12 protein-coding genes and 2 pseudogenes are annotated in these 13,317 nt (G+C 70.2%); 6 read left to right on the top strand and 8 right to left on the bottom strand.

Annotated features, from left to right (window positions below):
- Window positions 1-98: 98 nt before the first annotated feature.
- Window positions 99-437: pseudogene (locus tag ACX25U_RS35535) on the top strand (transposase); the annotation flags it as partial.
- On the opposite strand, the gene ACX25U_RS35530 reads toward ACX25U_RS35535, so the two are convergent.
- Window positions 397-1,749 carry an endonuclease domain-containing protein gene (locus tag ACX25U_RS35530; protein WP_454386114.1) on the bottom strand — a complete coding sequence of 451 codons (1,353 nt, stop codon included), beginning with the start codon at window positions 1,747-1,749 and terminating at the stop codon, window positions 397-399. The pseudogene ACX25U_RS35535 and the gene ACX25U_RS35530 sit on opposite strands and share 41 nt — an antisense overlap.
- Before the next feature lie 516 nt (window positions 1,750-2,265).
- Between ACX25U_RS35530 and ACX25U_RS35525 the strand changes: the two genes are divergently transcribed.
- Window positions 2,266-3,081 (top strand): BlaI/MecI/CopY family transcriptional regulator, encoded by an 816-nt coding sequence (locus ACX25U_RS35525; RefSeq protein ID WP_454386112.1) that lies wholly within the window; start codon window positions 2,266-2,268, stop codon window positions 3,079-3,081.
- Window positions 3,082-3,342: 261 nt separating this feature from the next.
- Here the strand turns inward: ACX25U_RS35525 and ACX25U_RS35520 are convergent, their stop codons facing one another.
- A complete protein-coding gene (locus tag ACX25U_RS35520) occupies window positions 3,343-3,510 on the bottom strand; it encodes a hypothetical protein (RefSeq protein ID WP_454386110.1) in 168 nt (55 codons plus the stop codon).
- A 1,434-nt stretch (window positions 3,511-4,944) separates the two neighbouring features.
- Between ACX25U_RS35520 and ACX25U_RS35515 the strand changes: the two genes are divergently transcribed.
- The 3 genes from ACX25U_RS35515 to ACX25U_RS35505 all read left to right on the top strand — a co-directional run bounded on the left by ACX25U_RS35515 (window position 4,945) and on the right by ACX25U_RS35505 (window position 7,262).
- Complete coding sequence (locus ACX25U_RS35515; protein ID WP_454386106.1) at window positions 4,945-5,505, top strand: hemerythrin domain-containing protein; 561 nt, start codon at window positions 4,945-4,947, stop codon at window positions 5,503-5,505.
- 843 nt (window positions 5,506-6,348) lie between these two features.
- Complete coding sequence (locus ACX25U_RS35510; RefSeq protein ID WP_454386104.1) at window positions 6,349-6,555, top strand: cold-shock protein; 207 nt, start codon at window positions 6,349-6,351, stop codon at window positions 6,553-6,555.
- Window positions 6,556-7,124: 569 nt separating this feature from the next.
- The gene (locus ACX25U_RS35505; RefSeq protein WP_454394841.1) at window positions 7,125-7,262 is read left to right on the top strand and encodes a hypothetical protein; all 138 of its coding nucleotides are present in this window, start codon (window positions 7,125-7,127) and stop codon (window positions 7,260-7,262) included.
- A 750-nt stretch (window positions 7,263-8,012) separates the two neighbouring features.
- Here the strand turns inward: ACX25U_RS35505 and ACX25U_RS35500 are convergent.
- From ACX25U_RS35500 to ACX25U_RS35490, 3 genes and pseudogenes are all read right to left on the bottom strand, one after another.
- On the bottom strand, window positions 8,013-8,417 hold the full coding sequence (locus ACX25U_RS35500) for a type IV toxin-antitoxin system AbiEi family antitoxin domain-containing protein (RefSeq protein WP_454386102.1): 405 nt from the start codon (window positions 8,415-8,417) through the stop codon (window positions 8,013-8,015).
- Complete coding sequence (locus ACX25U_RS35495) at window positions 8,414-9,268, bottom strand: IS5 family transposase (RefSeq protein ID WP_454386100.1); 855 nt, start codon at window positions 9,266-9,268, stop codon at window positions 8,414-8,416. Before ACX25U_RS35495 ends, ACX25U_RS35500 begins: the two co-directional genes overlap by 4 nt.
- A 114-nt stretch (window positions 9,269-9,382) precedes the next feature.
- Window positions 9,383-10,580: pseudogene (locus ACX25U_RS35490) on the bottom strand (IS110 family RNA-guided transposase).
- Between ACX25U_RS35490 and ACX25U_RS35485 the strand changes: the two are divergent.
- Window positions 10,533-11,093 carry an ANTAR domain-containing protein gene (locus tag ACX25U_RS35485; protein WP_454386098.1) on the top strand — a complete coding sequence of 187 codons (561 nt, stop codon included), beginning with the start codon at window positions 10,533-10,535 and terminating at the stop codon, window positions 11,091-11,093. The pseudogene ACX25U_RS35490 and the gene ACX25U_RS35485 sit on opposite strands and share 48 nt — an antisense overlap.
- A 423-nt stretch (window positions 11,094-11,516) precedes the next feature.
- On the opposite strand, the gene ACX25U_RS35480 is transcribed toward ACX25U_RS35485, so the two are convergent.
- From ACX25U_RS35480 to ACX25U_RS35470, 3 genes are all read right to left on the bottom strand, one after another.
- Window positions 11,517-12,092: a YceI family protein gene (locus ACX25U_RS35480; RefSeq protein WP_454386096.1), complete on the bottom strand. Its 576-nt coding sequence runs from the start codon at window positions 12,090-12,092 to the stop codon at window positions 11,517-11,519.
- A 514-nt stretch (window positions 12,093-12,606) separates the two neighbouring features.
- Window positions 12,607-12,795, bottom strand: coding sequence for a DUF6417 family protein (locus ACX25U_RS35475; protein WP_454386094.1), 189 nt, complete (start codon window positions 12,793-12,795; stop codon window positions 12,607-12,609).
- Between the two features lie 87 nt (window positions 12,796-12,882).
- Window positions 12,883-13,083, bottom strand: coding sequence for a hypothetical protein (locus ACX25U_RS35470; protein WP_454386092.1), 201 nt, complete (start codon window positions 13,081-13,083; stop codon window positions 12,883-12,885).
- Between the last annotated feature and the right edge of the window lie 234 nt (window positions 13,084-13,317).

Raw genomic sequence — 13,317 nt, 5'->3', positions numbered from 1 at the left:
GTGAAGCTTCCCCTTGATCGTGGACACCTGGAGACTGGGATGTGTGAGCCCAGAGGAAGCAGTGCCAGGTGGGAAGCAAGTAGACGAAGCGGTACTCGGAGGAGTTCGAGCGGGACGCGGTCGCGCTCGTGGCTTCCTCGGACCGGACGGTGACCGAGGTCGCCCGGGAACTCGGCGTCAGCTCGGTGAGTCTGCGGGGCTGGGTGAAGAAGGCGAATGGCACCGGGCAGGCCGCCGCGGAGACGCCGATGCCGTCCGGTAGCGGGCTCGATGCGGCCTTCCTCCGGCTTCAGTGTCAGTCCCGCCTGACAGCCCTGACCTTCGGCTTTGTCATTATGGCCCTCGTCATCTCGTCATCGTCCGGTCGACGTTGGTGTCGGGTCTCTGGTTGTTCGCTCAGAACAGCGCCAGGCCCTCACCGCTGGTGTCCGCGATGACGGGCCGGAACCGGGCTGGGAGGCCGTCCAGGCGGTCGGGTCCGGCCTCGGCCGCCACGGCAGGGGCGGTCTCGGCCAGCCAGGCGCGAAACCGCTCGGCGGCTTCGCGGTAGGGGACTTGCGCCAGGACACGGTGCTCGCCGGAGGGGCACAAGTCGACGGCGACCGTGAGCAGGCAGGAACCGGGCGCATGGTGGCTGCCGGTCCAGGACACGCGCAGCGCACCGCAGGGTTTGCGCCCGCGGGAGCCTCTGGGGTCGCGGTGGGTCGGGCGCAGTGATCGGCAGGCTATGTGGGCGGTCCATGCGGCGAGGTGGGGCAGTGGCAGGGTGGTGCGGGTGCGGCAGCCGGGGCAGCGGTGCCAGTGGCGGAGCCAGTCGGCGGTGTGGGTGTGGAAGAGGCGTGTGTAGTGGTTGGCCACGCGGATGTCGTTGCTGTAGAGGTGGTCGGGTCGTTCTTGTGTGTTGCAGGAGTGGCAGACGGGGGCGCGGACGTAGCCGTGTTCGTGGCAGTGGTCGAGTACGGCGGCGGGTGCGGTGCGGCAGATGGCGCACGTCCACCCGGCCACCTTGCGGGAGGTGCCGGGTTTCCTGCTGAGTACCGAGTACAGGTGGCCTTTCAGTTCCTCGTTGTACGGGCGCAGTGGGGTGGTTGGGCAGTCGGGGCTCGTCGTCTGCCGGCCGTCGGCGGCTCGGGCCTGCCGGTGGTGGGAGGGCGACTCGGTGACGGTTGCGCTTTTCTGGCGGGTCCGCGCGGCTTGCAGCCACCGCGTTTCGGTGTGCTCGGCCACATCCAGCAGCCTGACCACGGCGCGCGGCAGCCACCATGTCTGCGCCGTCCGGTCGCGGGTTTGCTCCACGAGTATTTGCCGCCAGTCGATCCCCGCCAGATGGTACGGCCGGCCGCCATCACATCGTGCTGCCCGCTCGGGCTCGTCCAGTTCCTGCAGTTCCCGGGCGATGCGCCGGCGCCATCGCAGCGGCGGTCCCTCGTTGTGCTCCTGCTTCGACCCGTCACGGAACGGACCGATGCGGACCAGGTCCTGGCGGTCCATCTCAACCGCGTTCAGTTCCGCTGCCGCCCGGCGCACCTCAGTCTCCGGAACACTCCACTGGCCGCCGCCTGCCTTCACCGTCGCCACCACACAGCCGCCGAGCAGGACGTAGCCCGCCTGGGCGTGGGCAGGAGAGCAGGTGAACGCCGCAGAGGCCGTCGGCACAGCGCTGCCGGTCGTCAAGCCGGCCCACAGAGCGTCCGCGGCGCCCAGAGTGATCAGGCCGCCCGTACGGCCCGGGATGACACGCTCTGACATACCGACAGGCTAACGGCCGGTCTCCGCAGCGCCGCCCGCATCGCCTCCGCATCTGTGGCCTCGACGACCGCGCGCGCCCACCAACCCACTCCGGCATGGGCGACCGGGACCAGGTTCGAGGCCGCCGCCCACCGCCAGGCCGCAGTCGGCACCTTCGGCCGGCCCGCTGCCTGGTACCCGTCGTACGCCTCACGCATCACGACCACTCCGATCTCGAGCTCTTTCCCACCTCGGCCTGTGCGTCGCGGCGGCACGAAACGGCGCGTACCGGCGGTCACGGCGGTGTCGTCTGCGCGGGCAGGGCGTCTGTGCGGGGCGGATCCGGGCGGACCGTGGAGCGGAAGGTGGTGAGGTGGTTTCGCGTCCGGTGTCCCTTCCGGCGGACCGGTGCCGGCAGGTGCGGCAGGCCGTGTGCGGCTGTTCGTAAGGGTGGTGTGTGCCCAGGACAGCGGCGACGGTCCCGTTTGGGTGGGTAGCATCCGGCAGCAACAACCCCCGTACGAAGGAGCGTGCCGCGTGGCCACCGAGCCGGAAGAGCCCACCCCCCAGAGCTTGCAGAGCCAGTACGCGGCCCAGTTCGCCAACCACCTCGCGGACAACCGGGAGGAACAGGCCCGTCTGCGTAAGCGTCTTGAGCAGCTCGAGGCGGACGAAGCCTGGCTGGTGAAGGCACTGGAGACGGTGTCCGCCCCGGCCGAGGCCGACGCCAGCGCCCAGGCGCCCGAGGGCGAGCCGGCACAGCCGCAGGACAACACGCCTGGGCCCACCGAGCCGACCGAAGCGGCCGAGTCGGCCGAGCCGTCCGAAGCGACCGATGTCGAGGCTTCCGCGGCTGTGCCGAAGCAGCGGCAGGACAAGCCGGCCGAGGCACCCGCGAAGAAGACCACGGCCAAGAAAACGGCCGTGAAGGAGACGACGGCCAAGAAGGCCACCGCGAAAAAGTCGGGGACGAGGAAGGCAGCAGCGAAGCAGGCTCCCGCGGCGAAGAAGACGACGGCGACCAAGGCCGGTGAACCGACCCTGGGTGAGCTGCTGTTGAGCGTCCTCGGCAGGCACGCCGGGCAGCCGCGCACCGCAGGCGAGGTCGCCGGCGACCTGAAGCGGGAGCACCCCGAGCGGGCCCGGGACATCAACACCGTGCGCAACACCCTGGAGCGGCTGGTCGCCAAGAGCCGCATCCAGCGGATGAAGCAGAAGAACACCGTGCTGTACACCGCCGTGACCGAGTCCGCGCCCGCCACGGAAGACGCAGCCGCAGAAGCGGCCCCGACGACCGAGACGGCCGGCGCCGAGGAGACCGCGAACACCGCAAAGGTGCCGGCGCAGGCCTGACTCCCTCGCCCGACGCGGTGACGCCGGCCGGGCCGGACGCCAGTCCGCAGCGTGATGCGTGTGGCCGGACAACAGCACTCAGCTGGTGAGGAGTTGGAAGTGCGCTGCCGGGCGCCGGTGCGTGGCCGCCCACGTGGCTGCCACGCACCGGCGTGCGGCGGCATCCCGCCGCGAAGGGGGGGTCTGGTTCAGGTGGGCCGGACGGCGGAGCTGTGCCGCGCCGGAGGCATATTGTGCCGCTCGAAAAGTCGTCGCCGCAGGTCACGCGGCGTATCCGTACGCGCTGAGGAGGCCGCCGAGGATCCGGGTGCGCAGCAGCTCGGGGGCGCCGCTGTCCATCGCGGTGGGCTGTTTTGGGGCATCGGGTGGCAGCCGGTTGCGCGCCCGGTGGGGCCGGCGCTCGTTGTGGTGCCTCTGGGTAGGCCGCAAGCACCTGCCGGGCCTGCGCCTCTGCCCTGACGAGGATGTGGTCGAGGACCTCGCGGCGGAGGCCGCCGATGACGCGCCCGCAGTGGGCGTTCCTCCCAGGCGCCCGCGGCGCACTCTCGATCACGTCCAGTTCCTCGGCCCCGAAGACCGCATCGAACGCCGCGCCGTACCCGCCGCCTCGAGCGCGCGGCAGAAACCGCAGGGACTCCCTGCGCATCCCGAGGTCGGCGGCGAGATTCCTCGCCCGCCGCGCCGTCCACTCCCGCACCGGCTGGGCGGTGACCCGGTGATGTGCAGGCGCCGGGCGCCGTGCCCGGGGAAGGCCGGCGCACAGAGCCGCCTGCCGAGCGCGGTGTCGAGGGGGAAGAAGTCCACCGCGATGCTGCCTGCGGCCCGGGCGGTGAGGACCTCGCGCCAGGCCGGACCGGAGCGACGCGGCGCGGGGTCGATGCCCGCCGCGTGGAGCATCTCCCCCACCGCCGAGGCTGCGATCCGCCCGAGCCGCGCCCACTCCCCTTGGATCCGCCGGTGGCCCCCTCGCGGATTCTCGCCGGCCAGTCGCCGGACGAGGCTCTTGAGCGCCGTGGCGGTCGGCGGCCGACCGGTGCGCCTGCGCGCGCCGTCGTCCCCCTTCACGGCGACGAACCGGCGATGCCGGCCGAGCAGGGTGCCCACAGTGACCGGGAAGACCTCGCGCCGGCGACACCGAGGTATCAGCCCGCAGAGGGTGGCGGACCAGAACCGATCGACCGGCTCGGAGCGGACCGGGCCAGCCGGCTGCCAGCGGCACCGCGTTCTCGGGGCGCAGGACGAAAAGCCCAGCGTCTTTCGCCGCACCCCCGCAAAACAGCAACGACGGCAGAAAGAGCAGCTTCCGGGTCACCTAGGACAACAGGGACACGATCATCCGGGCATGCTCCCCGCCGACGAACCGTCACCGCTGCCCCCTGCGACGACGACTTTTCGAGCGGCACACCCTGCAGGAGCTGTGCGGGCAGGGGCCGTGGAGCTGCGACGGGTGGCGGCTGGAGCGCAGGCCGCGCGCGTGGGGCGGCGGGCGGCTTGGATCCGGTGGGCGTCCTCGGCGCGGCCGGCCGCGGCCAGTTCCTCGCAGCAGGAGACGAAGTCGGGCGGCGGCATGGTGTAGAGCTCGTTGAGAGCCGCCTCCCCATCGTCTCTGCCCGCCCGCTCTTGGGCTGCATGATCCTCAGGTGCCACCGAGCCGGACTGAGTCTGTCCGGCACCGACGCGTTCACATCAAGGGAGTGCGGCGGCCCCCGCAGGACGCCTCGAAGGCCTGCGCGATGTTCAGGTTGGCATCCGATCGGGTGAGCCGTATGGGGCTGGGCCCCACATGGTGTGCCGACGGGGGATCAGTGTCTGCAGGCTGGGACGGACCTGGCCCTGACAGCACAAGCGAGAGGCGGATGCACGATGGGGCATGGCGGCAATGTGATCGAGGAATTGATGGACGACCACCGGGAGGTCGAAGAGATCTTCGGCAGGATCCAATCCATGACCGGCCAAGGGCAGGAGCTGCGTGACCTCGTCGACGAGGTCACCATCGAGCTGGTGCGGCACTCGGTCGCCGAGGAGCAGTACCTGTACCCGACGGTACGCGAGCATGTCAACGACGGCGCCCGGATCGCGGACAAGGAGATCGCGGATCACAGCCGTGTCGAGACAATCCTCAAGCAGCTGGAGGGGATCAACGCCGACGACCCCCAGATGAGCCCGCTGCTGCAGCAGCTCATGGAGGAGGTAACCGCCCACGTCGAGGATGAGGAGAACAACCTCTTCCCGCTGCTGCGTCAGGCCTGCTCGTCCGAGATGCTCGGCGATCTCGGGGAGAAGGTCCGGCGGGCCAAGGCCATGGCCCCGACCCGCCCGCATCCGGCTGCCCCGGACACTCCGCCCGCGAACAAGCTCCTCGCACCGGGCGCCGGCCTGGTCGACCGGGCCCGCGACTTCATCACCGGCCGCGGCAAGTCCTGACGGCCCCTCCCAGCCCCGGCTGGATACGGCTTGGGATGCCGGGGCTCGACCGCAGGTGTTCGGTGCGGCCCCCGGCGCCCAGGGAACGGGCCGTCATGCACTCTCCCCGCGGCAGCCGCCTACATGGGCCGCCATGAGCGGGGCAGCGCGCTCCGCAAAACAGCTCGCGGGACCGTTCAGCCGGGCAGAGCGAGCACACTGCACGGGGACCGAGCGCCGTGCCCACCGAATCTGGCATCCGTCACAGCCGCCTCCGCTCGCCGGCTCCTGGCCGCCACCCGGCGCCCGCAGGCGCACTCAGCCAGGAGCCGGCCGCGGCTCAGGCCCGCCAGGCCGTCACGCTTGCCACCGCCCTGCGCTACCCCCGTCCTGGACGTGCGGCTGCCCCACCTCCTCGGACCCAGCGGATCCCACCGATGGGACTGGCTCACCGGATGTGACCAGCGGTTTGGCTGCAAGGGCGCGCCTTGAGCTTCCGGCCGCTGTCGGTGCAGCTGTCGTGCAGCGGCCGGTCCCGATGGCAGTGCGCCAGCCCCGTCCGGCGTGTCCGGTGTCCAGGAGCAGCAGCGGCCAGGCTCGCGGCCGTAGTGGGAACGTGCGCTGTGCGTTCGGGGCATGGCAGACCTCCGCGACAGGCCCCCGAGCACCTTCAGAACTACGAACCTCAGGCTCCCACCGGCGCCCTGGCGTACTCCCGGCGCTTGGGGCCGCTCGTGCGCCTGTGTCCCGGCCGGGTAGACCAGGCCATGCGGGGTAGAACGGCTGGTGGCTCTCTTTGCTACGGGAGCCGGAACATGCCCGTGATCAAGGGCTGTTCCCAGGTATGAACGAAGGAAAAGCAGCATGGCCAGCGGCACCGTGAAGTGGTTCAACGCCGAAAAGGGCTACGGCTTCATCGCCCAGGACAACGGAGGCCCAGACCTCTTCGCCCACTACTCCGAAATCCAGGGAGGGGGCGGCTACCGCGAGCTGACCGAGGGCGAGCACGTCACCTTCGACATCGGCCAGGGCCAGAAGGGCCCGCAGGCACAGAACATCGTCCGGGGCTGACCGCTCACGCTGATGCACGGCGGGTTGCCGGACCAGGCAACCCGCCCCTTTTGTGCGGCGAGACCGCGCGACGACCGGGGCCGGCCGCCCCCAACGTGCCCGCGCTGCCGGGCAGGAGACCGGGACACCGACCGGTGGGGCAAGCCGCCCTGCTGAGAGCCTGTTGTGCCGGCGCACCGGGCGGGGCCGGCCTGAGGGCGTGCCGCGATGCCCTCTGGTGGCAGCCCCCGTAGTCTGACGGTATCGCCTCATCCGCGGCTGCCCTGACTGGAGCCGGAGCGGATCCCGTACGTCCGCATCCTTCACTTCCGGCTGGCTGAATGCTTGTCTCCCTCAGACGCCGGCATCCGTGTCAGGGCAGTCCGCATCCAAGGGCTCCTGGTCGTTGCTCCGCGGTGTCTTGTGCCGGGTCCCGTTCACGCTGCCCAGCGGTCCTCGCGTGCAGGGGCGGAGATGCCGACACGTAGTTGCCGCTGTACGACCGGCCTCGGACTGCGTCTCCGACGGGGCGTCGGCCGGCAGCACCGAGGCAACTCACCAGCGCCCTCTACCTGGACAGGCGATGGGACGTGGACCAGTACGAGATGGCGATGTGGGAGCTGCTGCAGGACAGCCTCATCCCGGACGAGAGCCTCGACCTGCCGCCGCGGAGGCTGATGCGGCTCTTCCGAGGCCGGCCGGGGGCCCGCCCCGTGGCGGTGAGCTGATCGAACACCCTGACGACGCACTGTCTGGCCCAATCGGCCCGCCACCCGCGACGACCGGCGCCAGCCGTAGCCGATGACCGGAAGCCGCACGCCAGGACCGCGGCGCTGTCGGCTCCGGTTTTCCGCCTCGTCAGCTGAGCTCTGCGAGAGCCCTCGCTGCCACCCAGAACCTGGGGGACGCCAGATCCCCCGGCAGCGCCGGCCCCAGCCGCCCCAATCCTTCTCATTCCTGCTTCGGAGAGGCTGCGGGGGTCGCATGGATGTCAGCTCCCCGACCACGCGACAGCCTGCAGGAACGCGGCGGCTTTGGAGCGGGCGACGCAACTGGACGCAACCGCCCGTGCAACCGCCTCCCGCGACGATCTTCTTTCGGGGGCCGCCAACGCCTGTTCTGGGGCGGAATCCGCGTGACGGCAGGCAGCGTGACACCCCCTTCCCGTGCTGCATCCGCCCGACGATCACGCTCCGCCGCCGCCCGGTCGGATGCCCTGTCGGCATGAGCAGTGCCGGCGACGGCTACTCGGAGGCTGCGGGGTTCGGCAGCAAGCCCTGCTAGGTCCTCCGGGCCCCGGCTCGGAGGACCTACGTGTTGTGATGCGCCGCGAGCGGATGGATGCTGAGGGAGGATGTTGGGCAGGTGATGCACAGGGTCCCGTCCGCTGTCATCACGGTGATTTCATGGTCTCTTCCGCGTTTCCCGACCCTTCTGGGTCGGCTTCGGCCAGCACGTCGGATGCTGCTGAGAGGGCGTTAAGTCCGTTTCTGGTAGCGGCCGCGTCCGGGTTGTTCGAGGAGTCCTTGGCGGACGAGTCGTCCCAGGCGGGAGCGGGTGACGTTGATTGAGGGCTCGTCGGTGGGCAGGCCGAGGTGCTCGTGCAGATCTCGGACGCGGAACACCTGCCCGGGGTGCTCGTTGAACGTGGTCACGATGCGCTGGTAGACGGTGGCGGTGGCGGTCTCCGCGGGGGCCGTTGCGTGGTCGGGAGGGGTGAGGCCGTCGATGACCTTGCGGGTGGCGGCGAGCTCGGCCAGGCGGGCTTCGGCCTCGGCGAGGTCGGTGGTGAGCCGCTCGATCTGCTCGCGCAGGTTGTCGGCTCGTGCGGCGGTCTCATCGTGTTCGGTCTGCAGCAGCCGCAGGAGTTCGTGGACGTTCACGCTGCCAGCTCCACGTCGTCCCGCCAGGCGGGGGCAGGGGTGGTGAGGCGGCGGAGCATGCCGGCGGTGGAGGCCCAGTAGACGCGGGAGGCCGCGTTGTCGGGTCGGTGGTCGTAGTCGCGGGCCAGGCGCCGCTGCAGCATGAGGGTGCCGTTGACCTGCTCGACCACCCACCGCTTCGGTTGCGGGACGAAGCCCTTGCCTTCGTCGTCGGGGTTGCGGCGGACCACCTCGACGGTGATGTCCTTCACCGCCCCGTGGATGATCACGGCGTCCTTGAAGCCCTGGTCGACCAGGACCTTTTCCAGGCGCATCCCGCATCGTTCGGCCGCCTGGTCCAGCAGGGCGATGCCGGCCTCGTTGTCGTGCGCACTCGCGGCGAGGATCACCACACCGATGATCAGGCCCAGCACGTCGACGGCGAGTCCCCGCTTCCTGCCGGGCGTCTTCTTGTTCGCGTCCAGCCCCGTCGTCTCCTTCGGCACCCCGGCCGCCACCCGGACGGACTGGGTGTCGATGATCACCAGGGACGGGTCCTCTAATCGTCTGGACCGCTCCCGCACCTGGCAGCGCAGGATCTCCTGGATCCGCTGGTCAAGACCGTCCTGGCGCCACAGGGTGAAGTAGTAGAACACCGCCGACCAGGCCGGGAGGTCGTGTGGCAGGAGCCGCCACTGACAGCCCGTCCGGTTCTGGTAAAGCAACGCGTTCACGACCTCGCGCAAGTCGCAGGAGCCCGGGTCCCCGGTCGCCGACCGCGCCACCCGCTCCTGCTTCCACGCGGTGACCAGCGGCTCAATCAACACCCACTGCTCGTCGGACAAGTCGGTCGCGTACGGCATCCGTTCCATGCTCGCGACCTCATCATGCGCACGACATGACGCGAAGGCGGAACCGTCCCATCACCCACGAACGGGCGACACCACATCATCAGGAACGGGACTTAACGCTTCCTAATGCTGTTGTCAAGTGGTCGCGATCACTGAGGGTGCGACCTGGTAGCACCGTCGGTCACGGATCAGAGCCCACAGGACGTTGACGCGTCGGCGGGCGAGGGCGAGCACGGCCTGGACGTGTTTCTTCCCCTCGGCGCGTTTGCGGTCGTAGAACCTGCGTGAGTTCGGGTCGCAGCGGACGCTGACCAGCGCGGAAGTGTAGAAGACGCGCTGGAGTCTGCGGTGATAGGTGACCGGCCGGTGGAGATTGCCGCTGACCTTGCCCGAGTCGCGGGGCGCGGGCGCGACGCCGGCGAAGGCCGCCAAGGCGTCCGGGGAGTCGAAGCCGTCCAGGCTGCCGCCGACAGGCGGCGAGGAACTCCGCGCCGAGGATGGTGCCGATGCCCGGGACGCTTTCGACTATGTCGGCAAGTTCGTGCTCGCGAAACCGGCCCTCGATGAGCTTGTCCGTCTCAGAGATCTGCTCGTTGAGGGCCATCACCTCCTCGGCCAGGGTGTGGACCAGCTTCGCGATGGTCTTCTCCCCGGGAACGGCGGTGTGCTGGCGCTCGGCGGCCTCGACCGCCGTCTCGGCCAGGGCTCTGGCGTTGCGGACCTTGCGGTTGGCCAGCCATTTGGTCAGCCGCGCAATGCCGGTGCGGCGGATCGCGGCCGGGGTCTGGTAGCCCGTCAGCAGCCTGAGCGGGCCGGTGTTGGTAACCTCCAGGACCCGCTCCAGGGCCGGGAACATGCTCAGCAGGGTGCCGCGCAGCCGGTTCACCACGCGGGTGCGGTCCTCGGCCAGGTCGGCCCGGCGTCCGGTCAGCAGCTTCAGCTCGACGGCCGCCTCGTCGCCGGGGCGGATGGGCCGCAGGTCGCGGCGCATCCGGGCCTGGTCGGCGATCACGTAGGCGTCGCGGGCGTCGGTCTTGCCTTCGCCGCGGTAGCCGTCGGAGGCCCGGTTCACCAGGCGGCCGGGGATGTAGAGGACCTCCTGGCCGTGGTTGACCAGCAGGGCCAGCAGCAGCGCGGGTTCCCCGCCGGTCATGTCGATGGCCCAGGTGACCTCACGGCCGTCGGCCAGGTCGAGGACATCACCGATCAGTTTCAGCAGTTCGGGTTCGTCGTTGGCGACCCGTCGCGACAGCAGGGTCTTGCCCTCGGCGTCCAGCGCGAGGCCGTGGTGGTGTCCCTTGCCACTGTCGATCCCCGCCCATATCCGGCTCATCGTGCTCCTGACGTGCGTGTTCGTGCTGTTCGTACCACGGACGACCTCGCCGGCATTGCTCTACGCAGCGACTTGTTCGCACTTCCTAATCGGCGGCCGAGTCGTCGTGGGGCGCCGGGCGGCGAAGCGTTTCGAGCCACGAGCGGCAGCCCTCTGATAGCCACACCCGGCACCCCTGGGCGTCCCCACCCTACGAATGGGAGGACCAACCCGGGAAAGAACGTAGAGCCCTCTGAGATCGAACGGCTGCGTACGGAGAACCGGCAGCTCGAGTACGCGCTCGTCTCCCATGCAGTGGTCGACCAGGCCATCGGCGCCCTCGTCGCCATGGGAGGAATAGATCGTGGCGAGGGCTTCGCCGTGCTGCGGGAGGTCTCCCAGCACACCAACACCAAGCTGTCCGCCGTCGCCGAACACGTCCTCAAGCACGCTCAGGGCGCCGCCCTGCCCGATGTGGTCGAAGGAGAGCTGTGCGAGGCCCTGGCTCGCCACGGCGCGCTGCGCTCGATATGAGCAGGCCATCCGGCGTCCTCGCCCAGGGCTTCGGTACCGACGCCCGATGAGTACACCCGTTGCGCAGCCTCCCCCGGCCAGGAGGAGGCTGCGCAACGGGTACCGGGGGAAACCGCGCATCCGGTCGCGCAGGCCGGCTGGGGCCGACCACGCTGGGGCTGCTCCCCTCTGACCACCGCACGGCAGACGGGGCGGCGGCCCCCGCCCAGGGCGCTGCGTGCGGGGGCCGCCCGGGCCTTGCGGTCCTGTCACAGCGCAAGGCATGACGACGCTAAAACACCAGCGCCCGACCGCGCCCGCCCGGCGCGTCGGCCGGGTGAACGCGGATGACGTCGCAGCACGGCTTGAAACGGGGCTGCTGGGGTCTCCTCCACCCTGCAGTCCGGTTGGCTCCCTCCATCGGACCGAGGTCACCGATCAACTTCAGCAGCCCGGTCCGTTTGCGGGTTCGAGTCGGGCTACATCGAATTCCACCCGGACATCATCGGCCAGCCGCAGTGCGCCCAGGAACGCGGTGTAGGGCTTGATGCCCCAGGTGGACTGTGTGACGGTGGCCCAGCCGCGGACGAGACCGTCGCCGTTGCCCTTCCCGTGCACCGTCACGGGGTGGGTGCGGCCCTTGATGGTGAGCTCACCGTTGATCTCGAAGGACTGCGCAGTCCCCGTGATGCCGGTGGAACGGAAGGTGATCGTGGGGTGCGCTGCGGTATGCAGCAGGGCCTTGCCTCCCAGGGTCCGTTTGATCTCGGCCCGGTCGGTATCGGTGAGCGGCTTCAGCCCGCCCGTTCCCTCCCGGACCTCCAGCGAGTCCGTCTCCACGGTGACATTCACCCATGACCTGTTGGGGTCACCCGCGGCAATCACCGCCTCGCCGGACCACCGGGTTACCTCGATGGTGAGGTCGTGCCCCGCCTTGCGGCCCAGCCCGGCGCGACCAGTCTTGATCAACAGTCGGCCGGTCGATGGCCCCAGCCAGTATGTTCCGTCTGCCAGCGTCACAGCGCCCGAGAGTATGGGGCGGAAGCAGCCGAGCGGCCGAGGCGGCACGGTCGGCGTGTCCCCCACTCCACCGCCCCGGCGCGATGCCCCGCCGCCTGAACCCTGCCCTGCCGATACGGAAACCTGATGTCGGCAGGGGATCGGGGCGGGGCTCAGCGTCCCCATGGATGGAACAAAGGAGGGTGTACGGAAAGAAAGCGTGAACGGAGAGAAGGTGCATGGCCACCGGCACCCCCTTCGGGACCATCGTGACCGTGACCGGGCTGTCACCGGTGCGCGGCGTCGGCGCCGAGGCAGACAGGGCGGCACTACGCCTGGCCCGGCTCCCGCTCGACATCGCCCTGGAGCGCGGCGGGCATCTGACCGGTCCGGCTCCCCTTGGAATCCGAGCTCGTCCAGCACCAGACGGTGCAGCTTCGCCCGTAACGCGCCAGACCGTGACCAGTCTGGCGCGTGCCACGTCAGTGCTCCCAGACCCGAGCCCCCGGCGGATACGCGAACCCCGTGAGGCCTCTCATACCCGGTCAGTTCTCCGACAGGACACGGGCGGCGATCTCCTTGGCCGGCCGATCCGCGCAACCGCCACCAAAAACCGCAGCAGATCATGCGCCTCGTCCAGGGGCAGCAGGGCCAGCCGCTGCGGCGCCTCCTGCACCGCAGCGAAGCCGAGGGCCTGAAGGGCGAAGAGGTCGTAGTCATCCACGACCGGGGCACCCGCCGTGGCAGCGGTCACACCCCAGGGAGAGACAGACCCGGCGCAGGGAGCCCCAGCCTGCCGAGCACTGGCACGCTACGGCCAGCTGGCCAGCGTCTGGCCCGTCTCCTCGTCGACCAGCGTGATCCTGACGCCGTGCAGGTGGCCGTACGCGCCGACCCAACCGGAGAACTTCCTGCGCGCCGTCGCCTCACTGGCCCACCAGCCCTGCAGTACGATCCGACTGCCGGCGGTCAGGGTGAGGTAGTAGCGCTGGGGCTCATCGCCGAGTCTCATGGCACCAGCCCTCTTGATCGGTGTGGACCCGCAGCGGCGACGTGCACCCCCAGCTCGGTCAGCATCTCCCCCAGGTCGGCCAGGATCCTCTCCAGGGCCGTCGGCATGGTGGAGGACGGCCGCGACACGGCGAGCGTGTGATCGCGGCACAGGTCCACCCGGCGGCGGCCGCGGCCGGTGTCAATGGACCCCGGCGGTCAGGCAGGGCTCATCGCAGACCGAGCACGGCTTCAC

This window comes from Streptomyces sp. JNUCC 63, from assembly GCF_054366325.1.
The sequence above is the reverse complement of the archived record's forward strand: the minus strand, read 5'-3'. Positions and strand labels throughout refer to the sequence as shown.